Annotated in this window: 17 protein-coding genes; 5 read left to right on the forward strand and 12 right to left on the reverse strand. The window is 72.3% G+C overall.

Translation table 11 applies throughout. From position 1 onward, the window contains the following. Positions 1-242 precede the first annotated feature (242 nt). The 12 genes from ACGFR7_RS27140 to ACGFR7_RS27195 all read right to left on the reverse strand — a co-directional run bounded on the left by ACGFR7_RS27140 (position 243) and on the right by ACGFR7_RS27195 (position 14,201). On the reverse strand, positions 243-1,799 hold the full coding sequence (locus ACGFR7_RS27140) for an NADH-quinone oxidoreductase subunit N (protein ID WP_393324263.1): 1,557 nt from the start codon (positions 1,797-1,799) through the stop codon (positions 243-245). Beyond that, entirely contained in the window at positions 1,799-3,442 is a 1,644-nt protein-coding gene (locus ACGFR7_RS27145) for a NuoM family protein (protein WP_393324266.1), read from the reverse strand. Before ACGFR7_RS27145 ends, ACGFR7_RS27140 begins: the two co-directional genes overlap by 1 nt. A 198-nt stretch (positions 3,443-3,640) precedes the next feature. Next, positions 3,641-5,638 (reverse strand): NADH-quinone oxidoreductase subunit L, encoded by a 1,998-nt coding sequence (locus tag ACGFR7_RS27150; protein ID WP_393324268.1) that lies wholly within the window; start codon positions 5,636-5,638, stop codon positions 3,641-3,643. After that, entirely contained in the window at positions 5,635-5,997 is a 363-nt protein-coding gene (nuoK, locus tag ACGFR7_RS27155) for an NADH-quinone oxidoreductase subunit NuoK (protein WP_350251635.1), read from the reverse strand. The genes ACGFR7_RS27150 and nuoK overlap by 4 nt, the downstream gene beginning before the upstream one ends. Continuing rightward, positions 5,997-6,656, reverse strand: a complete 660-nt coding sequence (locus tag ACGFR7_RS27160; RefSeq protein WP_393324271.1) for an NADH-quinone oxidoreductase subunit J — start codon at positions 6,654-6,656, stop codon at positions 5,997-5,999. The genes nuoK and ACGFR7_RS27160 overlap by 1 nt, the downstream gene beginning before the upstream one ends. After that, positions 6,653-7,321, reverse strand: coding sequence for a NuoI/complex I 23 kDa subunit family protein (locus ACGFR7_RS27165; RefSeq protein ID WP_393324274.1), 669 nt, complete (start codon positions 7,319-7,321; stop codon positions 6,653-6,655). The genes ACGFR7_RS27160 and ACGFR7_RS27165 overlap by 4 nt, the downstream gene beginning before the upstream one ends. Continuing rightward, entirely contained in the window at positions 7,318-8,286 is a 969-nt protein-coding gene (locus tag ACGFR7_RS27170) for a complex I subunit 1 family protein (protein WP_350251638.1), read from the reverse strand. Before ACGFR7_RS27170 ends, ACGFR7_RS27165 begins: the two co-directional genes overlap by 4 nt. Then, positions 8,283-9,689, reverse strand: a complete 1,407-nt coding sequence (locus ACGFR7_RS27175; protein WP_393324277.1) for an NADH-quinone oxidoreductase subunit C — start codon at positions 9,687-9,689, stop codon at positions 8,283-8,285. The genes ACGFR7_RS27170 and ACGFR7_RS27175 overlap by 4 nt, the downstream gene beginning before the upstream one ends. Continuing rightward, complete coding sequence (locus ACGFR7_RS27180; RefSeq protein WP_393324279.1) at positions 9,686-10,366, reverse strand: NADH-quinone oxidoreductase subunit B; 681 nt, start codon at positions 10,364-10,366, stop codon at positions 9,686-9,688. The genes ACGFR7_RS27175 and ACGFR7_RS27180 overlap by 4 nt, the downstream gene beginning before the upstream one ends. Next, positions 10,357-10,758 carry an NADH-quinone oxidoreductase subunit A gene (locus ACGFR7_RS27185; protein ID WP_328386124.1) on the reverse strand — a complete coding sequence of 134 codons (402 nt, stop codon included), beginning with the start codon at positions 10,756-10,758 and terminating at the stop codon, positions 10,357-10,359. The genes ACGFR7_RS27180 and ACGFR7_RS27185 overlap by 10 nt, the downstream gene beginning before the upstream one ends. Before the next feature lie 242 nt (positions 10,759-11,000). Further along, a complete protein-coding gene (locus ACGFR7_RS27190; protein ID WP_393324282.1) occupies positions 11,001-12,476 on the reverse strand; it encodes a hypothetical protein in 1,476 nt (491 codons plus the stop codon). 570 nt (positions 12,477-13,046) lie between these two features. Then, entirely contained in the window at positions 13,047-14,201 is a 1,155-nt protein-coding gene (locus ACGFR7_RS27195) for a secretion protein snm4 (protein ID WP_393324285.1), read from the reverse strand. A 344-nt stretch (positions 14,202-14,545) separates the two neighbouring features. Here ACGFR7_RS27195 and ACGFR7_RS27200 point away from each other — a divergent pair, with 344 nt between their 5' ends. From ACGFR7_RS27200 to ACGFR7_RS27220, 5 genes are all read left to right on the forward strand, one after another. Continuing rightward, positions 14,546-15,919, forward strand: a complete 1,374-nt coding sequence (locus tag ACGFR7_RS27200; protein ID WP_393324287.1) for a sensor histidine kinase — start codon at positions 14,546-14,548, stop codon at positions 15,917-15,919. Between the two features lie 317 nt (positions 15,920-16,236). After that, entirely contained in the window at positions 16,237-17,550 is a 1,314-nt protein-coding gene (locus ACGFR7_RS27205) for a sensor histidine kinase (protein ID WP_393324289.1), read from the forward strand. Positions 17,551-17,762: 212 nt separating this feature from the next. Then, positions 17,763-18,422 carry a LuxR C-terminal-related transcriptional regulator gene (locus ACGFR7_RS27210; RefSeq protein ID WP_393324540.1) on the forward strand — a complete coding sequence of 220 codons (660 nt, stop codon included), beginning with the start codon at positions 17,763-17,765 and terminating at the stop codon, positions 18,420-18,422. A gap of 293 nt (positions 18,423-18,715) precedes the next feature. Next, entirely contained in the window at positions 18,716-20,668 is a 1,953-nt protein-coding gene (locus tag ACGFR7_RS27215; RefSeq protein WP_393324291.1) for a 2-oxoacid:acceptor oxidoreductase subunit alpha, read from the forward strand. Further along, positions 20,661-21,755 (forward strand): 2-oxoacid:ferredoxin oxidoreductase subunit beta, encoded by a 1,095-nt coding sequence (locus tag ACGFR7_RS27220; protein WP_393324294.1) that lies wholly within the window; start codon positions 20,661-20,663, stop codon positions 21,753-21,755. The genes ACGFR7_RS27215 and ACGFR7_RS27220 overlap by 8 nt, the downstream gene beginning before the upstream one ends. Positions 21,756-21,901: the final 146 nt, after the last annotated feature.

The raw sequence follows: 21,901 nt of genomic DNA on the forward strand, positions 1-21,901 counted from the left end.
CGTTTCTCCACTGACCAGTGGACCCTTACTCACTGGTCAACGCGAGATGAACGAGCCAGGTTCCCTTGTGCGACGGCGGCGCACCGGGGAGGGCATGCGGGCGCGCCCGCCGGGGCGTGGCGCCGCAGGGGCGGGGTGGAGGCCGGTGAGGGCCCTGTGGGGCCGCAGGTGTCCGCCCCGTGGGGCCGCCGGTGTCCGCCCCGTGGAGGCACCGGTGAGGAGTCCCGCGGGGCGGTCGGCCGTTAGAGCAGCGCCCCGGAGGCGAAGCGCAGGACGAGCTGCGGGGCGCCGGAGAGGGCGATGCCGAGGACGGCGGCGAGCCCGATGGCGGTGGCCAGGGGGGCCGGGATCGCGGTGCGGGCCGGGTGGCCCGCGGGGGCGGGGGCTCCGGTCCCTGCCGCCTCCCCGGTGCTCGCGGTCTCCTCTGCTCCCCGGAAGAGGACCGTGGTCCACTGCAGGTAGTAGTAGAGCGCGATCACGACATTGACGGCCATGATCACGGCGAGCCAGGCCAGCCCCGCGTCGACGGCCGCGGAGAAGACCGTGACCTTGGCGAACAGGCCGATGATGCCGGGCGGCAGTCCGGCGAGGCAGAGCAGGAAGAAGCCGAGGGCGAGCGCCACGACGGGCCGCCGGTGGTACAGGCCCCGGTAGTCGGTGAGGCGGTTGGCAGAGCGGGTACGGGCCACCAGGGCGGCGACCGCGAAGGCGCCGAGGTTCACCGCCGCGTACATCAGGGCGTAGGCGACGGTGGAGCCGATGGCGCGCCCCGGGTCCCGGGCGTAGCCCGCCGCGGCGATCGGGACCAGGAGGTAGCCGGCCTGGCCGACCGAGGACCAGGCGAGCAGGCGTACGGCGCTGCGCGCGCGCCGGGGGTCCTGGCGCAGGGCCGCGACATTTCCGACGGTCATGGTGAGGGCGGCGAGGACGGCCAGCGCCGGGCCCCAGACGTTCGCGTACGAGGGGAAGCCCTGGACGGTGACGAGGATCAGGCCGGAGAAGCCGACGGCCTTGCCCACCACGGAGAGGTAGCCGGCGATGGGCAGCGGGGCGCCGACGTAGGTGTCCGGCACCCAGAAGTGGAAGGGGGCGGCGGCCGTCTTGAAGGCGAAGCCGACCAGGGTGAGGGCGACGCCGGCGCTCGCCAGGGTGGCCAGCCGCGGGTCGGGGAGGGCGGTGAGGGTGTGGGCCACCTGGGAGAGGTGCAGGCTGCCGGTGGCCGCGTAGAGGAAGCTCACGCCGAGCAGCATCACGGCGGTGGCGGCCACCGAGGACAGGAAGAATTTGAGCGCGGCCTCGGAGGAGAGCCGGTCGCCGCGCCGCAGCCCGACCAGCGCGAAGGCGGGCAGGGAGGCGACTTCGAGGGCGATGACCAGGGTGGCGAGGTCCCGGGAGGCGGGCAGCAGGGCGGCGCCGGCCGCCGAGGAGAGCAGCAGGAACCAGTACTCGCCGGCGGGCAGATCCTGGTCCTTGAGGGTGTCGATGGACAGCAGGGCGGTCAGCAGCGCCCCGCCGAGCACCAGGAACTGGATGACCAGGGCGAACGGATCGGCCGCGTAGCTGCACACGTCCGGGTGGGCGGGCAGGCAGAAGGTGCGGCGGTCGCCGTCCAGGAGGGGCAGCAGGGACAGCGCGGCGAGCGCGAGGCCCGCGGTCGCGATCCACCCCAGCAGCGGCTTGCGGGCCGCCGGGAGGAAGAGGTCGGCGACGAGGATCACCAGGGCGACGGCCGCGGCGAGGGTGGGCGGCGCGAGGGCGAGCCAGTCGACGGACTGGACCAGAGAGGTCACCGTGCTCATCACTTACCGCCTCCGAGGAGCTGCTGGACGGCCGGGTCGCTGAGGCCGAGGAGGGCCGCGGGCCACAGTCCGGCGAGGACGGTGAGGACGGCGAGGGGGGTCCAGGCCGCGTATTCGTAGCGCGCGAGGTCGGGGACGACGGGGGCGGGCGCGGCCGGGACCACGGTGGCCGCCTCGGCCGCCGTCGCGGTGCCCTCCTCGACGGCCGGGACGGCTTCCACGGCTGCCGGGGTGCCGCCCATGCAGACACGGCGGACGACGAGCAGCAGGTAGGCGGCGGTCAGCAGGGTGCCGAGGCCGGCCAGCGCCATGAACGTCAGGAAGGCGGGGCGGCTGAGGCCGGCGGCCGGCCGGAAGGCGCCGAACATCGCCAGCATCTCGCCCCAGAAACCGGCCAGTCCGGGGATGCCCAGCGAGGCGACCGCCCCGAAGGCGAGCAGGCCGCCGAAGCGGGGGGCCTTGCCGTAGAGAGCGGCGCCGGTGCTGCCCGCCAAGGTGTCGAGGTCGGTGCTGCCGTAGCGGTCCTTGAGGGCGCCGACGAGGAAGAAGAGCAGGCCGGTGATGAGGCCGTGGGCGATGTTGGCGAAGAGCGCGCCGTTGACGCCGGTGGGGGTCATGCTGGCGATGCCGAGCAGGACGAAGCCCATGTGGCCGACGGAGCTGTAGGCGATCAGGCGCTTGAGGTCGCCCCCCGCGCCCTTGCGTACGAGGGCGAGGCAGGCCAGCGAGCCGTAGATGATGCCGATGGCGGCCAGCGCGGCGAGGTAGGGCGCGAAGGTGTGCATGCCCTCGGGGGTGATGGGCAGCGCGATCCGCACGAAGCCGTAGGTGCCCATCTTCAGCAGGACGCCGGCCAGCAGCACCGAGCCGACGGTGGGCGCCGCGGTGTGGGCGTCGGGCAGCCAGCTGTGCAGCGGCCACAGCGGGGACTTGACGGCCAGTCCGATGCCGATCGCGAGCACCGCCAGGAGCTGAACCGTGTGGCTGAGCTGCGCTTTCGGTCCGTTGTCAGTGGCGAGTGCCACCATGTCGAAGGTGCCGGATTTCACGCCGATGAGGAGGAGGCCGAGCAGCATCACGACGGAGCCGAGCAGCGTGTAGAGGATGAACTTCCAGGCCGCCGCCTGCTTTTCCGCGCCGCCCCAGCGGGCGATGAGGAAGTACATCGGGATGAGGACCATCTCGAAGGCGAGGAAGAACAGCATCAGGTCGAGGACGGCGAAGCTGGCGAGGGTGCCGGCTTCGAGAGTGAGCAGCAGGGCCACGAATGCCTTGGGGGACGGGCCCTTCGGCATGTGGAAGTAGCTGTAGAGCGCGCAGAGGAAGGTCAGCAGCGCGGTCAGGACGACAAGGGGGAGCGAGATGCCGTCGACGCCGAGGTGGATGCGGATGTCCAGCGCCGGGATCCAGCTGATGTCGGTGGTGGCCTGCATACGGGCCGGGTGGTCGTGGTCGAAGCCGGCGGCCAGCGCGAGGGCGGCGGCGAGCACGGCACCGGTCACGGTCACGCCGTGGCGCAGCACGGCCTGGCCGGGGCCCCGGCCCTTGAGGCCGGGGGGCGCCGGGAGCAGGGCGCCGGCCGCGCCCAGCAGGGGGAGGACGACGACCGCCGCGAGGAGGTACTGCAGAGCGGTGGGGTTCACGGGTCAGGCCCTCCTCAGGGTTTCGGCTCCGGCGAGCCCGGCCACGAGGGGCGTCGGCTGGGGGTGCGGGGTACGTGCACCAGGGGTGCGGCCGTCAGGCGTCCGTGCGTCAGAGGTGCGGCCATCAGGGGTACGTGCACCAGGCATACGTGCACCAGGGGTGTGCGGCATAGGCATCGGCATCGGCATCGGCATCGGTCAGGCTCCCGTGCCCGTGGCGACCAGGACGGCGGCGACGGCCAGGACGAGCGAGCCCGCCAGCAGCGCGGCGAGGTAGGTCTGCACGTTCCCGGTCTGGGCGCGGCGGACCGCGGCGCCCAGCAGGCGGGGGGCGGCACCCGCCCCGCGGACGTAGGTGTCGACGACCTCGCGGTCGAGGAAGCGGACGAGGCCGGCGGCGGCGCGTACGGGCCGGACGAAGAGGGCGGAGTAGACGGCGTCGAGGTGGAAGCCGACCGCCGCGTGACGCTGCAGCGGGCCCAGGAGGAGGCGGCCGGGGTCGGCCGGGTCCGGAGCCGCGGCGTTGTCGCCGTAGGCCGGGGCGTGGGTGTCGATGGCCACCTCCTCGGCGAGCGCGGGAGTGGCGTCCGGAGCGGCGACGACCGCGCCGAGGGGGATGCGGGCGGCGAGCGCGGTGGTGTGCCGCCAGGCCGCATAGGTGACCAGGCCGCCGACGAGGGCGATACCGGTGCCCAGGACGGAGGTGGTCAGGGTCGGCGCGAGCGAACGCCCGTCGAACCAGCCGGGCAGGAAGGGGGCGGCGAGGCCGAGCGCGACGGTCGGGACGAAGAGCACCCACAGGACGGCGTTCATGGCGACCGGCTGCGGGCCGTGGTCGGGGGCTTCGGCGCCCTTGCCCTTGAAGGCCAGCAGCCACAGGCGGGTGGCGTAGGCCGCGGTGAGGAGGGCGGTCAGCAGTCCGGAAACCAGCACGGTCCAGCCGGCCGCGCCGGGGACGCCGTGCGCGTGGCCGGTGGCGGCGTGTTCGGCGGCGCCCAGGACGGCTTCCTTGGAGAAGAAGCCGGCGAACGGCGGGATCGCGGCGAGCGCCAGCAACGCCACGGTGACCGTCCAGTAGGCGTCCGGGATGCGCCGGGCCAGGCCGCTCATCCGGGACATGGCGGCCAGCGAGTTGGTGCCGGCGGCGTGGATGATCACGCCGGCGCCGAGGAAGAGGAGGGCCTTGAACGCACCGTGCGAGATGAGGTGGAAGACGGCGGCACCGCGGTCGCCGACGGCCAGGGCGCCGAGCATGTAGCCGAGCTGTCCGACCGTCGAATAGGCGAGGACACGCTTGATGTCGTCCTGCGCCAGTGCGGCCAGCCCCGAGCCGACCATGGTGAGCGCGGCCATGACGGCGAGTACGACCAGCGCGGCCGCGGAGGCGGCGAAGACGGGGAGGAGACGGGCCACGAGATAGACACCGGCCGCCACCATCGTCGCGGCGTGGATCAGCGCCGAGACGGGCGTCGGGCCGGCCATCGCGTCCGGGAGCCAGGTGTGCAGCGGGAACTGCGCCGACTTGCCCGCGACACCGGCCAGCAGCAGCAGCGCGATCAGCGTCGGATGGTCCAGGCCGCCGGCGGCGACGGAGCCGAGGATGCCGGTGATGCGGAAGGTCCCGGCATCGGCGGCCAGCGCGAAGATGCCGAAGAGGAAGGGGACGTCGCCGAGCTTGGTGACGAGGAAGGCCTTGAGGGAGGCGGCGCGGGCGGCCTCGGTCTCCCAGTAGTGGCCGACGAGGAAGTAGGAGCAGATGCCCATGACTTCCCAGCCGACCAGCAGCAGCATCAGGTCGCCGGTGTAGACGACCAGCAGCATCGCGGAGGTGAAGAGCGAGACCAGCGCCGCGTAGGAGGGGTAGCGCGGGTCGTCGCGCAGATAGCCGGTGGAGTAGATCTGCACACAGGTCGCCACGACACCGACCAGGACGGCGATCAGCGCGGCGAAGCCGTCGATGTGCAGGGCCAGCTCGATGGGGATCGATCCGGTCGGGGTGAGCCCGGTGGCGAGGTCGGTGGCCGGGCCGGTGCCCTGTCCGAGGGCGACGGCCACGGTGAGCGCGGCCGCGGCCAGCGTCGGCAGCACGGCCAGCGGCCGGACGAAGCCGGGCGCACGCCGGCCCAGGAGAAGGCCTGCGACGGCCCCGAGGAAGGGCAGGAGGGGAACGAGAACGGCGGTGGTGGTGAGGGTCACGCGGCGGCCTCCGCCGTGGTGTCCGGCTGCGGGTCCCCGTCCGCGGCGCCCGTCTTCTCGGCGAGATCACGGAGCCGGTCGATGTCGGAGCTGCCGCGGTTGCGGTAGACGAGCAGCACGATCGCCAGGCCGATGCCGATCTCGGCGGCGGCGATCGCGATGGTGAAGAGGGTGAGCGCCTGGCCGGTGTGCAGGGTGTCGCGCAGCCAGACGTCGAAGGCGACGAGGTTGAGGTTGACGGCGTTGAGCATCAGCTCGACGGACATCAGCACCAGGATCGCGTTGCGGCGCGCGAGCACGCCGTACAGCCCGGTGCAGAAGAGGAGGACGGCGAGGACGGCCGGGTAGACGAGATGCATCAGCGCTGCTCCTCTCGCGGGGCGGGGGCGGCGGGGGCCCGGGAGGCGGCAGGGGCCGGAGAGGCGGCGGGGGCCGGTGAGGCGGCGTTCTTGAGACCGGCCGCAGCGGACCGCTCCTCCCCCGTCCTGCGGGACAGCACGATCGCCCCGACGAGCGCGGCCAGCAGCAGCACGGACAGCGCCTCGAAGGGCAGCACCCAGTACTGGAAGAGGCTGCGCCCGGAGGCCTCGGTGGAGCCCTGGGCGGCGCCCTCGAAGCTGATCCAGGTGGTGCGGAAGGCATCCACGACGACCCAGACCAGGGCGGCGGCCGAGGCGAGGGCCACCGCGAGCGCGGCCCAGCGGTTGCCCGAATCGGCGTCCGGGGAGCGGCCGATGGGCGCCTTGGTGAGCATCAGCCCGAAGAGCAGGAGGACGACGACGGAACCGACGTAGATCAGCACCTGCACCCAGGCGATGAACTCGGCCGTCAGCAGCAGGTATTCGACGGCGATCCCGCCGAGGGCGACGACCAGCCAGAGGGCGGCGTGCACCAGCTGCCGGGTGGTGACGGTGATGACGGCCGCGCCGAGGGTGGCGATTCCGACGAGGAGGAAGGCGATCTCGACACCGGAGGTCGAGAGGAAGCCGTGGCCGGCTGCGGTGGCGGCGAGCGTCACTGTCCCTCCCCTGGGGTGTCCGGTCGGTTCCGGTCCGTGGCCTGGTCCGGGGTCCGGTCCGTGGCCTGGTCCGGAGTCCGGTCCGTGGCCTGGTCCGCGGTCGGGTCCTGGGCCTGGGCCTGGGCGGCCTCGGCTTCGGCCTGCTGCTGGGCGGCGAGCTTGTCGGCCGCCTTGCGGGCGGCGGCGAGCTCCTTGGGCTCCTCGGCCGCCGGGTCGAGCGCCGGCGGTTCGGGCACCGTCCACATCCACTCGCGGAGCTTGTCGCGCTCATGGGTCAGATCGCGGATGTCCGTCTCGGCGTACTCGAACTCCGGTGACCAGAAGAGCGCGTCGAAGGGGCAGACCTCGATGCAGATACCGCAGTACATGCACAGCGCGAAGTCGATCGCGAAGCGGTCCAGCACATTGCGGCTGCGCTCCCGGCCTCCGGGGGCGGCCGGCGGCACCGTCTCCTTGTGGGAGTCGATGTAGATGCACCAGTCCGGGCACTCACGGGCGCACAGCATGCAGACCGTGCAGTTCTCCTCGAACAGCCCGATGACGCCACGGGTTCGGGGCGCGAGGTCGGGCTGAACGTCCGGGTACTGCGCGGTGACCGATCGTTTCGTCATCGTCCGCAGGGTGACGGCCAGCCCCTTGGCGAGGCCGGAACCGGGGAAGCTCATGACGAGATCACCACCTTGACGACGCCGGTGAGGGCGATCTGGGCGAGCGAGAGCGGGATGAGGACCGTCCAGGCGAGCTTTTGCAGCTGGTCCTCGCGCAGCCGCGGGTAGGTCACCCGCAGCCAGATGACGCCGAAGGCGAGGATCACGGTCTTCAGCAGCGTCCACAGCCAGCCCAGGCCGTCCGCGCCGAACGGGCCGTGCCAGCCGCCGAGGAAGAGGACGGAGGTCAGGGCGCAGAGGACGACGATGCCGGCGTACTCGGCGAGCAGGAAGAGCGCGAAGCGCAGTCCGGTGTACTCGGTGTAGGCACCGAAGATGATCTCCGAGTCGGCGACCGGCATGTCGAACGGCGGCCGCTGCAGCTCGGCGAGCCCCGCGGTGAAGAAGACCACCCCGCCGACGATCTGCCACGGCACCCACCACCAGTGGAAGGCCTCGATGATGCCGGGCAGGGAGAGCGTGCCGGCCGCCATGGCGACGGAGGCCGCGGCGAGCAGCATCGGCAGCTCGTACGCGAGCAGCTGCGCGGCCGTCCGCAGACCGCCGAGCAGCGAGAACTTGTTCGCCGAGGCCCAGCCCGCCATCAACGAGCCGAGCACGCCGACGCCCATGACGGCGAGCACGAAGAAGATCCCCGCGTCCAGGGCCTGTCCCACGGCATTGTGCGGGCCTATCGGGATGGCGACCAGGACCAGGAGGTACGGCAGCAGGGCGACGGCGGGCGCGAGCTGGAAGATCCGCCGGTCGGCGCCGGCCGGAACGATGTCCTCTTTCTGCGCGAACTTCACGCCGTCGGCCACGAGCTGCGCCCAGCCGTGGAACCCGCCCGCGTACATGGGACCCAGCCGGCCCTGCATATGGGCCATGACCTTGTGCTCGGTCTGCCCGATGACCAGGGGGAAGACCAGGAAGACGACGAAGACGGCGGCGAGGCGCAGCGCGATGTCGAGGGCGTCGCTCATGGGGTGTCGCCTCCTTGCTCCGGCTTCTTCTCCGGCTCCGGCTGCTCCTTGGGCTCCTTCGGCCCTGCCTGCTTCTCCGGCTCCGGCTCCGGCGTCTCCTTGGGCTCCGCCTCTTTCTTCGGCTGGGGCTTCTTCTCCGACTCCGGCTTCTTCTCCGGCTCCGGCTTCTTCTCCGGCTCCGGCTTCTTCTCCGACTCCGGCTTCTTCTCCGGCTCGTCGAAGGCCGGACGGGCGTGGTGCCAGGGTGCGTCCGAGGAGCGGGGGGCCGCCTCCTGCGCGGGAGCCGCCGCGGTCTCCTCGGCCGGGGTCCGTGCCGACGGGGCCTCGGCCGCCGGGGTCTGCGCCGACGGGGCCTCCTTCGGCGAAGTCGCTTCAGAGGTCCCCTTGGGCGAGGCCGCCTCAGGGGTCGCCTCGGTCGCGGCGGCCTCAGTTGTGGCCTCAGTTGTGGCCTCAGTTGCGGCCTCGGTCGCGGTGGCGGCCTCAGCCGCCTGCCGCTGGGCGGCCGAACCCTCGCTCGCCGACCGCGTACGCCGCGCCGGGCGCTCCGGCCGCTCGGGACGTGCTTCGGCCGCTGGGGCCTCGGTCGCCTCCCCCGCTGCCTGCTGCTGACCGGCCGAGCCCGCGGCCGCGGTCCGCGTACGCCGCGCCGGCCGCTCGCCCGCGGCACCACCGGCCGCACGAGCACCACCGGCCGCACGTGCACCCCGCGCCGGACGGGCAGGGGCAGGCGGCAGCTGGCCCTTCAGCGGGCCCCACTCGTTCGGGTCCGGGACGCCGGGGGGCAGCATCTGGCGGCGCTTGGGCCCGCCGTGCTCGGACTCCCCCGGTTCCTTGGCCCCCGGCCAAGCCTTGGCGACCCGCGCCGCCAGCACGAAGTCCTTGCGCAGCGGGTGCCCCTCGAAGTTGTCCGGGAGCAGCAGTGGCGCGAGATGCGGATGGCCGGTGAAGCCGACACCGAACATCTCGTGGGTCTCGCGCTCGTGCCAGCCCGCGCCCGCGTACACGCCGACGGCGGTCGGCAGGGCGGGCGCCTCGTGCGGCACGGTCGTCCGGACGATCAGCCGGTGGACGGTACCGGGCCGGGCCACATCGGCGAGGTGCGCACAGACCCGGAAGCCGGTGCCGGGCTCGTCAACGGCGCTCAGCCAGTCGAAGTAGCTGCAGCCCAGGTCGTCGCGGGCAGCCGTCAGTGCGGTGAGCCAGCCGTCCACGGGGACGTCGACGGTCAGCACGTCATACGCCAGCTCCGCCGTGGCCCCCGTACCGAAGATCTCGCTCGCGGGCCGCGGCAGCCAGCCGACAACGGGCTCGGCGACGGGCTGCTCGGGCTGCTCGCCCTGCGTGCCGCCCTGCGCGTCGGTCTCCGCCGGCTGCTCCGGCTGCTGCTCCGGCTGCTCGGTCATCGGGGCTCCTCCCCCGCCGCCTTCGGCTCATCCGCCGCCTTCGGCTCATCCACCGGCTTCGGCGCGGGCGGCGTGACCAGCCCGCTGCGCAGCGCGGCGGCGGAGGGCCGCGCCGTGCCGCCCTTCGCGTACCGCTCCCCCAGCGACTCGCGGGCGATTTTCTCCTGGAGCTTGAGGATGCCCTGGAGCAGCGCCTCCGGACGCGGCGGGCAGCCCGGTACGTACACATCCACCGGAATGATCTGGTCGACGCCCTTGGTGACCGAGTACGAATCCCAGTACGGGCCGCCGCAGTTGGAGCAGGCCCCGAAGGAGATAACGTACTTCGGCTCGGGCATCTGCTCGTAGAGCCGCTTGACCGCGGGCGCCATCTTGTCGGTGACCGTGCCGGAGACGACCATCAGGTCGGCCTGGCGCGGGCCGGGCGCGAACGGGATCACGCCGAGCCGGATGAAGTCGTGCCGTGCCATGGACGCGGCGATGAACTCGATGGCGCAGCAGGCGAGGCCGAAGTTGAAGACCCAGAGGCTGTAGCGGCGGCCCCAGTTGAGGACCACCTTCATCGGTTCGGGCGCGAGCCGGGCCAGGGTGCCCAGGCGCCGCGGCTCCGGCAGGAACTGCGGGGCGGCGCCCTCGGACGCGGCTGCGGAGCTGTGGGAGGCGGGGGTCACGTCCATTCCAGGACGCCCTTCTTCCATGCGTAGAGCAGGCCGATGGTGAGGAAGCCGAGGAAGATGAACATCTCCACCAGCGTGACACCACCGAAACCGGGGGCGGCGAAGATCGTCGCCCAGGGGAAAAGGAAGATCGAGTCGACGGCGAAGATGACGTAGAGGAAGGCGTACACGTAGTAGCGGACCTGGGTGTGTGCCCAGCCCTCGCCGACGGGGTCCACGCCGCACTCATACGTCAACAGCTTCTCGGGCGTCGGCACCACGGGCCGCAGCAGCCGCCCGGCACCGAAGGCCACGGCCACGAAGAGCACCCCGATCACGGCGATGATGCCGACGACCGAATAGCCCTGGAAATAGTCCGCGGCGACGGTGGTGCCCACGGTCGCGTCCGGCACGTCCGCCCCTCGCTCCCTGACTGCGCTTGTTTCAACGACTTCGACGATCTGTACGGACGGGAGTCTAGGCCCTGCCCCGGCAGCGGTGAGCAGCCGGATCGTCGCGGACGGTGGGGTTGTCCCTACTTCGCCCTACCTGGGCGGCCGGCAGCGTAGACGGCGCGGACGGATGTCTCAGAAGGTGTCTCACGGAGCGGACGGACACGGGGTGGTCCGGGCGGGGCGAAACGCCTTGTGCCGCGTCACCGGGGCGGCCCTGCGTGGGGGTGAGCGGGGCCGGGGTGAGCGGGGCCGGAGTAGGCAGGACCGGGGTGAGCTGGGCCGGGGTGAGCGGGACCAGGGTGGGCGGGGCCGGAGTGGGCGCCGTCCGGGGCTGCCGGGGCGCTCCGGTCCGTACGCTGCCGGGCCGGGCCGCGCGAGACGGCCCGGTTCATCGCCTCGGCCGCGATCCGCGCCGCCGCCTGCAGCGTCCGCTCGCCGAGCAGCTCCGTGCGGATCGCACCGCCCGCCGCGAGATGGCGGTCGTAGGGAAGCGGGAGCACCGTCGCGCCGCCGACGCTCAGATGCTCGGTGGCCTTGCGCAGATCCAGCCCGGAATCGGGGGACACATGGCTGAGAACCACCACCGTCGTCGGCAGCATGCCGGGGTGGAGCCCGCCGGCCCAGTCCAGCACCGATCGGGTGGCCGCCACTCCCTCCGGGGTCGCCGGGGATACCAGCACCCGCGCCTGCGTCGTCACCAGCGCGGTACGCGCCACCTCGGCGGGCAGCGTCTCGCAGTCCACGACGGTGGTCGCGAAGTACCGGCGCAGGGACGTCATCACCACCCGGTAGGTGTCGATGTCCAGCCGCGTCCCGATGGCGCCCTGGCTGCCCGGCAGCAGCCAACCGCCACCGGGGAACGGAATCAGGTAGCCGGTCAGGTCCGTGATCAGCATCGACGGATCCACTATCTGCGCCAGGTCGGTGCCCGACCAGCGCACTTCCCGTGCGCCCAGCCGGTGCGGCAGCGTGCCGAGCGCCGGATCGGCCTCGATCGCCAGCACCGGATCGGCACGGTAGTGCGCATAGGTGAGGGCCAGCAGGGCGGCGACGGTGGACTTGCCCGCACCGCCCCGGATGCTCGTCACGGAGATCTGCCGGCCGGTGGCCACCGGCTGCTGGATGGCGTACGCGGTCTGGGTGACGGCGGCGGTCTCCGCGGCGGGCGACGAGGCGATCGCCCGCCGTACGGCCCGCCCCGCACGCTGCGCGACGGACTCTCCGTGCCGCGGCTTGGACCCCAGGGCGTCCAGCTCGGGCGGCAGCAGCGGTACCGAGACGGGCGTGGGCTGGGACCTGCGTACGGGGGTGGGCGTGTGAACCGGGGTGGACGGGGGCGGCGCGGAGGTGGGCGCCGCCGCGGTGGAGGGCGCCGCCGCGGTGGAGGGCGCCGCCGCGGTGGAGGGGCCAGCTGCGGTGGAGGGGGCCGCGACGGTGGACGGAGGGGGCCCGGTGGGCAGGGGCGGCATGGGGGAAGGGGGCGGGGTGGTGTGGGGGGCCATGGTGGCGTGGGGCGCCACTGCGGCGTGGGGGGCACCCGCGTCGTAGGCGGCCGGCGGACCGTAGGCGGCCGCGTCATAGGTGACCGGCACGTCATAGGCGACCGGGGCGGGTGCCTGTTCCGGTACGGGCTGCGGCGGCGGAGCGGCAGCCGGCAGCGGCCCGGCGGAGGGCATGGCAGCAGGCATACCGGGGGGCGTCACGGGGGGTGTCACGGGAGGTGTGACGGGGGGCATGGCAGGAGGTGCGGCAGAAGGCATGGCGCCGGGCGCGACCACACCGGCGTCCGGCGCGTTCGGCTCAGCCCGCGCCGTCAGCGGTGTGTCCCATACGGTCGCAGCCACGGCCGAGGGCGCGGACATGGTGGCCGCCGCCTCGGGCGCATCCCCGGTTACGGGCGTGGCTGCCCCGGCCGTCTTCTCAAGGGTGAGAGCGCCGGTGTCGCCCTTCTCAAGGGTGGGAACGCCGGTGTCGCCCTTCTCAAGGGTGGGAACGCCGGTGCCATCCTTCTCAAGGGTGGGCGCGCCAGGGCCACCCCCCGTGCCACCCTCCTCGGCGCCCGTTCCCGCGGGCGTCCCCGGCGTCATCGCCGCCCCGCCAAGGCCGCGCGGCACATCATGCTGCCGGTCTCCTTGCACAGATTGCGCAGGTTGCACCGGCTGCCCTGGTTGCACAGGTCCACCCGGCCCGCTCGATCCCTTGGTTCCCTCTGCTGACATGGTCCCGCGGCCGCCTTTCCGGTTCAGTCAGAACGTGTGCGGCAGCCGGCTGAAGACCCCGAACGCCCCGAGGGCCACCGGGATCAGCGCCACCACACTGACCGACTCGACGAGGTTCATCAGCCGGCGCAGCCGGACCTGAACGTGTTCCGGCACCCGCACCGCGAGCACCACCAGCGGCAGCACCGCCGGCACACACAGCGCGGCGAGCGCGCCCGGTGCCCCGGCCCCGTCCGCCGCTCCCTGCCACACCAGGCTCACCCCCACTGCCGTACCGGCAGCCAACAGGGCGACGACCTCGATCACCAGGGGATAGGCACGCGCGCGCGAAAGCGTCACCAGGCACAGAAGGGCCGCGGCCGCCACCGACCAGCCGTCCTCCGAACCAGCCGCAAGTACTCCCGCCGCACCCACGGAGACCGCCATGGCGAGGGTGGCCGGCGCGAGACCACGATGGGTCGCACCGAGGGCGGTCGCCACCTGAAGCCGGCTCACCGGCGCGCCACCGGAACGCCGGTCATCGAGCCGGGTCAGCCCGGCCGCCGTCAACGCCAGTCGGGGCAGGTATCCCAGCACGAGCACCGAGAGCACACCGAGTACGACTCCCGTCCGCGCCACACCGGTCAGCGCCAGCGCGGCCTCCCACGCTCCCACCGCGAGCGCGACCGCCACCGCGCCGATGAGTCCGCCGCGCCCCAGCTCCGTGCGGACGCCGAGCAGCGCGAGCGCGGCCGCAACGGTCAGTCCGACGGCGGCCAGTCGCACCGCGCCGGCCGGAGCGGCCTGCCAGGAGGCGAGCGTGCCGAGCGCGCCGCCCCACACCAGCAGTGCGGTGCCCAGCGGACGCCGTCCGAGCCGTCCGGCGGTAGCTCCGCCGGCCGCGGCGAGCACAGCAACGGCCCCGAGCCAGAGGGCGGCCGGGCCCGGCCCGTACCAACTCGCCGCCGCAACCCCGGCGACCAGCGCCAACAGCACGCTCGCCGCACCGGCCGTCCACGTCCGGCTCCGCTCGTCCCAGCAGCGGCCGCGCAGCGCCGGACCGCCTGGGGCCCCATCGGCGGCCTCGTCAGTGGCCTCGTCAGCTGTGCCGTCAGCGGTCTTATCGATGGCGTACGCGGTGGCGGGATCGGCGGCATACGCGGTGGCGGGATCGGTGGCGTACGCGGTGGCGTGCTGCGCCATCGGCGCCCTCGGTGCCGCTGACACCCTCGGTGCCGCTGACGCCGCCGATGCCACCGGCGCCGCCGATGCCGCCGACGTCCCGTGCTCGCCTACGAACCGCAACACCGAGCCGTCGGACACTTGCGCCGGAGCGTGCGAATCGTCCTGCGCAAGCGCCGACCCGTCCGCCGCCACCAACCGCCGCGCCATCGCCCGCTCCCCCTCCCGATCTGTATCGCGACACGATACGGCCCCCCTCCAACACGCTGTCCAGCACGGTCGGCAGCGGCGGGTGGGGAAAACCCCACCCCCACCACCCCAGCCACCCCATGGCACGCGGATCGGCGACCGGGCAGGCTGGGCGCATGACGGAGAGTCCACGGCCCAGTGCTGCCGATGTTGGCGATACCACCCCTGACGGTGTGTCAATGCCGCCGCCCGTGAGGCCACTCAGCGGCGCGACGTGGCGGGAGGTCGCGTATTTGCTGTCCAACTTCCCGCTGGGTCTCGTCGGGTTCGTGGTGCTGGTGGTGTGGCTGACCCTTGGAATCGGGCTGGCCGTCACCGTGATCGGCTTGCCGCTGCTGGCCGGAGGCCTGGTGGCCTGCCGGAAGTACGGGAAGCTGGAACGGGCGCGGGCGCGGGCCCTGCTCGGGGTGCGGGTGGCGGAGCCGAGTCCGCTACGGGCCCGGGAGCAGGGGTTTTTGCCCCGGCTGTGGACGTATTTGAAGGATCCGGTCGCCTGGCGGCATGCGCTGTTCGCCTTCCTCCGGCTGCCCTGGTCCCTGCTCACCTTCGCCGTCGCCCTGGTCTCGCTCGTGGTGGCATGGCCCGCGCTCCCGTGGCTGGCGCGCTGGCTGACCAACGTGGACCGGGCCATGGTGCGCGGTCTGCTCTCGCCCTCCGACGAACTGGAGCGGCGGATCGCCGAGCTGGAGACGGACCGGATGACGGTCACCGACACCGCGGCCGCCGATCTGCGGCGCATCGAACGGGATCTGCACGACGGCGCACAGGCCCGGCTGGTGGCGCTCGCCATGGGACTCGGCCTGGCGAAGGAGAAGCTGCTGGAGGGCCGGGCCGACGACAGCGTGGCGGCGATGGTGGACGAGGCGCACGGCGAGGTGAAGCTGGCGCTGCAGGAGCTGCGGGATCTGGCCCGGGGCATCCATCCGGCGATCCTCACCGACCGCGGGCTGGGGCCCGCCCTGGCCTCGCTGGCCGGGCGCTGCACGGTGCCCGCCACCACGATCGTGGACCTGGACGATCGGCCCGCGCCCGCCATCGAGGGCATCGTCTATTTCACGGTCTCGGAGCTGCTGCAGAACGTGTCCAAGCACAGTGCGGCGCGGGAGGCGTCCGTGGAGGTGTGGCGGGCCGAGGGGGGTGGGCCCGGCAGGTCCGCGGACAAGGGCGGTGGCGGGCGCCGGGCGGGTGACCGGCTGCTGATCCAGGTGACGGACGACGGGAAGGGCGGGGCGCGGCTGGACGGCGGCAGCGGGATGGCCGGGCTCGCCGAGCGGCTGGGGTCGGTGGACGGGCTGTTCGTGCTGGATTCGCCAGTGGGCGGGCCCACGCGGGTGACGGCGGAGCTGCCGTGGCGGGCGCGGACGGCGCCGAGCGCGACGGCGAAGACATCGAGGGCGGGGGCGAAGGCGTCGAAAGCGACGGCGAAGGCGTCGAAGGCGACAGCGAAGGCGGGGGCAAGGGCTTCGAAGGCGGAGTCGGAGGCGCGCTGACGGAGCCGGAGGGCGCTGACGGGGCCGGAGGGACGCTGACCGGAGGAGCGCCGAGGGGACCGCAGAGGCGCCGAGGGGACCGCAGAGGCGCTGACGGGGCGAAGAGGCACCGACCGCCAGGCCGGCGAGGTGGGTGGCGGCCTCAGGCCCGGGGGTGGGGAAAACCCCCGGCGAAGACTGCGAAAGGCCTCATGGTGCGCGGGACGCCGGCCGCGGACCCTTGTCATGGCGGAAAGAACGCACGGCCTGCAGGTCAGGCGGCGGGTCCGACCGGGCAAGTGCCGCATCCGGCAGAACGGACGAACGGACGACGAGACATGGAAACCGCATACGCACCGCAGCCCCACGCCTCCCGGGTGCCCGAGGGGCTGCGCGCCCCGTTCTCCGGGCGGGCCTGGCGGGAGTTCCTGTACCTCTTCCTGAGCCTCCCGCTGTCCATCGTGATGTTCACGTACGCGATGGTGGTGATCACCACGGGTGCCGGTCTGCTGATCACGTTCCTCGGCATCCCGCTGCTGGCGGGCGGGCTGGCCGGCGCCCGTGCGCTGGGCGGCCTGGAGCGGGTGCGGGCCCGCGCGCTGCTGGGGCTGGACGTCGCCGATCCCGAGCCCGTCCGGCCGGCCAAGCCGAGCCTGATGGGGTGGGTCGGGGCCGTACTGAAGAGCGGGACGTCCTGGCGGCACCTTCTCTACTCGCTGCTGCACTTCCCGTGGGCGCTCTTCGCCTTCATCTTCTCGGTGACCTTCTGGACCCTGGGCTGGGGGCTGCTGACCTACCCGCTGTGGCGGTGGACGTTCCCCGCCTACCCCGGCCAGTCGGGTATCCAGCTGTGGGGCGACGGCAGCGGCCACGGCGCCTGGCTCGACACTCCGACCGAGACCGCGGTCACCAGCGGGGCAGGGCTGCTGCTGGTGCTGGCCGGGCCGTGGTTGATCCACGGGCTGACGCAGGTGGACCGGGTCATGGTCCACGGCCTGCTGGGGCCCTCCTCCCTCGCCACCCGGGCCTCTCAGCTGGAGTCGGACCGCGGGGTGATGGTGGACACCGCGGCGGCGGATCTGCGGCGCATCGAGCGTGACCTGCACGACGGGGCGCAGGCCCGGCTGGCCTCGCTCGCCATGGACCTGGGCCTGGTCAAGGAGAAGCTGGCCGAGGACCCGGAGGCCGCCGCGAAGATGGTGGACGAGGCGCACGGCGAGGTGAAGATCGCGCTCCAGGAGCTACGGGACCTGGCCCGCGGGATCCACCCGGCGATCCTCACCGACCGGGGGCTCGGCCCGGCCCTGTCGGCGCTGTCCGCGCGCTGCACGGTTCCGGTGACGGTGACCGTGGACCTGGACCGGCGGCCGGCCGCGGCGATCGAGGGCATCGCCTACTTCACCGCCTCCGAGCTGCTGCGGAACGTCTCCCAGCACTCCGGGGCCGCCGACGCGACGCTGGACGTCTGGCACACCGCGGACCGGATCATGGTGCTGGTCGCGGACAACGGCCGCGGCGGCGCGCACACCGGGCCGGGCACGGGCCTGGCCGGCCTCGCCGAGCGGCTGGCGGCCGTCGACGGCCTGCTGCTGGTGGACTCCCCGGCCGGCGGCCCGACCTGCATCACCGCGGAGCTGCCGTGGCGCGGGTGACGGCGGAGCCGCCGTAGCACGGTCGGCCTCCGAGCTGCCGGGCCCTGGCCCTGTCCCGTATCAGCCCCGTATCGCCCCTCTCCCCTCCTCCTCTCCTCCCCCGCACCCCGATCCTCCACATCCGCCGCGCCGCCGTCCGAATGCTGGAATGCTGGAGCCCGACGGGGTGGGATGCGAGGAGACATGGGGGAACCTGAGCCGTGGAGGACAAGGTGCGGGTGGTCATCGCCGAGGACTCGGTGCTGCTCCGCGAGGGCCTGACCCGGCTGCTCACCGACCGGGGGCACGAGGTCGTGGCAGGCGTGGGGGACGCCGAAGCGCTGATCAAGACGATCGGGGAGCTGGCGGGCGAGGGGGCGCTGCCGGACGTGGTCGTGGCGGACGTCCGGATGCCGCCCACGCACACCGACGAAGGGGTCAGGGCCGCCATCCGGCTGCGCGGGGACCACCCCGGCCTCGGGGTGCTGGTGCTTTCGCAGTACGTCGAGGAGCAGTACGCGACGGAGCTGCTGGCCGGGTCGAGCCGTGGCGTCGGCTACCTGCTCAAGGACCGGGTGGCCGAGGTGCGGGAGTTCGTCGACGCCGTGGTCCGGGTCGCCGGGGGCGGGACCGCCCTGGACCCCGAGGTGGTGGCGCAGCTGCTGGGCCGCAGCCGGAAGCAGGACGTGCTGGCGCATCTGACACCCCGGGAACGGGAAGTCCTGGGCCTGATGGCCGAGGGCCGGACGAATTCCGCGGTCGCCCGGCAGCTGGTGGTCAGCGACGGCGCGGTCGAGAAGCACGTCAGCAATATCTTCCTGAAGCTGGGCCTGTCGCCGAGTGACGGGGATCACCGCAGGGTGCTTGCGGTGCTCACCTACCTCAATTCCTAGCGATCCGACAACCTGCCAGGAAGGCGCTCCGAGGCGCTTCCGCCGAGGTCCAGGACTTTGGTCGTAGAACCAATGGAGGAGTCCGGAGCGTCATGAAGAAGGGGCCACGGGGGTGGTGATTTCATGACAAAACACACCAGATCGATGTCTCATGTTGACGTCCAACATGCGAGCGCCCCAGGGAAGGCCACCCTTACCCACGTACGATGGTTATGGGACAACCGGTCGGTATGACACGTCCCGAGCCCTGCCTCCGGCGGGGACGCCGCACCCCTCGAGGGAGGTCCGAAGCAGTGACCAGCCAGGTCAGTAGCACAGCCGAGCAGACCGACGCAGCGCTTGTCGGGGAAGAGCGCGCTTCCGGTAACGGCAGCGAAGGCAAAGAAGTCCGACGCCTCGACCGGGTGATCATCCGGTTTGCCGGTGACTCCGGTGACGGTATGCAGCTCACCGGCGACCGGTTCACCTCCGAAACCGCGTCGTTCGGAAACGACCTGTCGACGCTGCCGAATTTCCCCGCCGAGATCCGCGCCCCTGCCGGAACCCTGCCGGGCGTCTCCAGCTTCCAGCTGCACTTCGCCGACCATGACATCCTCACGCCCGGTGACGCGCCGAATGTGCTGGTGGCGATGAACCCCGCGGCGTTGAAGGCGAACCTCGCCGATGTGCCGCGGGGCGCGGACATCATCGTCAACACCGATGAGTTCACCAAGCGCCCGATGGCGAAGGTGGGGTACGCGACCAGCCCGCTGGAGGACGGGTCGCTGGAGGCCTACAACGTCCACCCGGTGCCGCTGACGACACTGACGATCGAGGCGCTCAAGGAGTTCGGGCTCTCCCGCAAGGAGGCCGAGCGCAGCAAGAACATGTTCGCGCTGGGGCTGCTGTCGTGGATGTACCACCGGCCGACCGAGAGCACCGAGAAGTTCCTGCGGGCGAAGTTCGCGAAGAAGCCGGAGATCGCGGAGGCGAATGTCGCGGCGTTCCGGGCGGGCTGGAACTTCGGTGAGACCACGGAGGACTTCGCCGTCTCCTACGAGGTCGCGCCGGCGACCACGGCCTTCCCGCCCGGCACCTACCGCAACATCTCCGGGAACCTCGCGCTGTCCTACGGGCTGATCGCGGCGGGCCGGCAGGCGGACCTGCCGCTGTATCTGGGTTCGTACCCGATCACCCCGGCCTCCGACATCCTGCACGAGCTGTCCAAGCACAAGAACTTCGGTGTGCGCACCTTCCAGGCGGAGGACGAGATCGCCGGGATCGGCGCGGCGCTGGGTGCCGCGTTCGGTGGTGCGCTGGCGGTGACGACCACGTCGGGTCCCGGTGTGGCGCTGAAGTCCGAGACGATCGGCCTGGCGGTCAGTCTGGAGCTGCCGCTGCTGATCGTGGACATCCAGCGCGGCGGCCCTTCGACGGGTCTGCCGACGAAGACCGAGCAGGCCGACCTGCTGCAGGCGATGTACGGGCGCAACGGAGAGGCGCCGGTGCCGATCGTGGCGCCGAAGACGCCCGCGGACTGCTTCGACGCCGCTCTGGAAGCGGCGCGGATCGCGCTGGCCTACCGCACGCCGGTCTTCCTGCTCTCCGACGGCTACCTGGCCAACGGTTCGGAGCCGTGGCGGATCCCCGACGTGGACGAACTGCCGGATCTGCGGGTCCAGTTCGCCTCGGGCCCCAATCACCAGCAGGCGGACGGCACCGAGGTGTTCTGGCCGTACAAGCGCGATGAGCAGACGCTGGCCAGGCCCTGGGCGGTGCCGGGCACACCGGGCCTGGAGCACCGCATCGGCGGCATCGAGAAGCAGGACGGCACGGGCAACATCTCCTACGACCCGGCCAACCACGACTTCATGGTGCGCACCCGCCAGGCGAAGGTCGACGGCGTCGATGTCCCCGGCATCGAGGTCGACGACCCCACCGACGACAGCGGCCGGGGCGCCGGGACCCTCGTACTGGGCTGGGGGTCGACCTACGGACCGATCACCGCGGCGGTACGGCGCGTCCGGCGGGCCGGTGAGCGCATCGCGCAGGCCCATCTGCGCCACCTCAACCCCTTCCCGGGGAATCTCGGCGAGGTCCTGGCGCGTTACGACAAGGTGATCGTGCCGGAGATGAACCTCGGACAGCTCGCCACCCTGCTGCGTGCCAAGTACCTCGTCGACGCGCAATCGCACACCCAGGTCAGCGGAATGCCGTTCAAGGCCGAGCAGCTCGCGGAGGTCTTTAAGGAGGCCATCAATGACTGAGACGATCGCGGAGGGGTCCTCGCAGATCGAGGCGCTCTCCCTGGTGCCCAAGGCCGACGCCAAGCAGTCCATGAAGGACTTCAAGTCCGATCAGGAAGTGCGCTGGTGCCCCGGCTGCGGTGACTACGCCGTCCTTGCCGCCGTGCAGGGCTTCATGCCCGAGCTCGGCCTGGCCAAGGAGAACATCGTCTTCGTCTCCGGCATCGGCTGCTCCTCCCGCTTCCCGTACTACATGAACACCTACGGGATGCACTCCATCCACGGCCGCGCCCCCGCCATCGCCACCGGCCTGGCCTCCTCCCGGCGCGACCTGTCGGTGTGGGTCGTCACCGGCGACGGCGACGCGCTCTCCATCGGCGGCAACCACCTCATCCACGCCCTGCGGCGCAACGTCAACCTCAAGATCCTGCTGTTCAACAACCGGATCTACGGTCTGACCAAGGGGCAGTACAGCCCCACCTCCGAGGTCGGCAAGATCACCAAGTCGACGCCGATGGGCTCGCTGGACGCACCGTTCAACCCGGTCTCGCTGGCGCTCGGCGCCGAGGCGTCCTTCGTCGCCCGCACCGTCGACTCCGACCGCAAGCACCTCACCTCGGTGCTGCGCGAGGCCGCCGCCCACCCCGGCACGGCGCTGGTGGAGATCTACCAGAACTGCAACATCTTCAACGACGGCGCCTTCGAAGTCCTCAAGGACAAGGACCAGGCCGAGGAGGCCGTCATCCGCCTGGAGCACGGGCAGCCGATCCGCTTCGGCGCCCTGGCCCCCGACGGCTTCGGCTCCAAGGGCGTGATCCGCGACCCGGCCACCGGCGACCTCAGGGTCATCGACGTACGGGAGGAGGGCACCGGAGGCGTGCTGGTGCACGACGCGCACAACCCGTCGCCCACCACGGCGTTCGCCCTCTCCCGGCTCGCCGACCCCGACACGCTCCACCACACCCCCATCGGGGTGCTGCGGAACGTCAACCGGCCGGTCTACGACACCCTGATGTCCGACCAGCTCGACGACGCCATCGAGCAGAAGGGCAAGGGCGACCTGGACGCTCTGCTGACCGGCAACGACACCTGGACGGTCGTCGGCTGACATCGGTCCACGGGGTCGGATCATTCTGACGGGCTGCCCGCGGGTGTCCGTACGGGAACGTCTTACGGCGTCCCGTACGGGCACCCGTTCGCGTTCCCCTGGCCCGGACCTCGTGCGCCGGCGCGTCATGACCGTATGGCAAGACA

The organism is Streptomyces sp. NPDC048516 (genome assembly GCF_043199875.1).
Lineage (GTDB): Bacteria > Actinomycetota > Actinomycetes > Streptomycetales > Streptomycetaceae > Streptomyces.

Excerpts from the sequence above, each read along its gene's own strand:
- ACGFR7_RS27205 (WP_393324289.1), top strand. The coding sequence starts at position 16,237 with ATGGAAACCGCATACGCACCGCAGCCCCACGCCTCCCGGGTGCCCGAG.
- nuoK (WP_350251635.1), bottom strand. The coding sequence starts at position 5,997 with ATGCATCTCGTCTACCCGGCCGTCCTCGCCGTCCTCCTCTTCTGCACC.
- ACGFR7_RS27200 (WP_393324287.1), top strand. The coding sequence starts at position 14,546 with ATGACGGAGAGTCCACGGCCCAGTGCTGCCGATGTTGGCGATACCACC.
- ACGFR7_RS27190 (WP_393324282.1), bottom strand. The coding sequence starts at position 12,476 with ATGCCCTCCGCCGGGCCGCTGCCGGCTGCCGCTCCGCCGCCGCAGCCC.
- ACGFR7_RS27195 (WP_393324285.1), bottom strand. The coding sequence starts at position 14,201 with ATGGCGCAGCACGCCACCGCGTACGCCACCGATCCCGCCACCGCGTAT.
- ACGFR7_RS27220 (WP_393324294.1), top strand. The coding sequence starts at position 20,661 with ATGACTGAGACGATCGCGGAGGGGTCCTCGCAGATCGAGGCGCTCTCC.
- ACGFR7_RS27170 (WP_350251638.1), bottom strand. The coding sequence starts at position 8,286 with ATGAGCGACGCCCTCGACATCGCGCTGCGCCTCGCCGCCGTCTTCGTC.
- ACGFR7_RS27165 (WP_393324274.1), bottom strand. The coding sequence starts at position 7,321 with ATGAGCTTCCCCGGTTCCGGCCTCGCCAAGGGGCTGGCCGTCACCCTG.
- ACGFR7_RS27180 (WP_393324279.1), bottom strand. The coding sequence starts at position 10,366 with ATGGACGTGACCCCCGCCTCCCACAGCTCCGCAGCCGCGTCCGAGGGC.
- ACGFR7_RS27175 (WP_393324277.1), bottom strand. The coding sequence starts at position 9,689 with ATGACCGAGCAGCCGGAGCAGCAGCCGGAGCAGCCGGCGGAGACCGAC.
- ACGFR7_RS27140 (WP_393324263.1), bottom strand. The coding sequence starts at position 1,799 with ATGAGCACGGTGACCTCTCTGGTCCAGTCCGTCGACTGGCTCGCCCTC.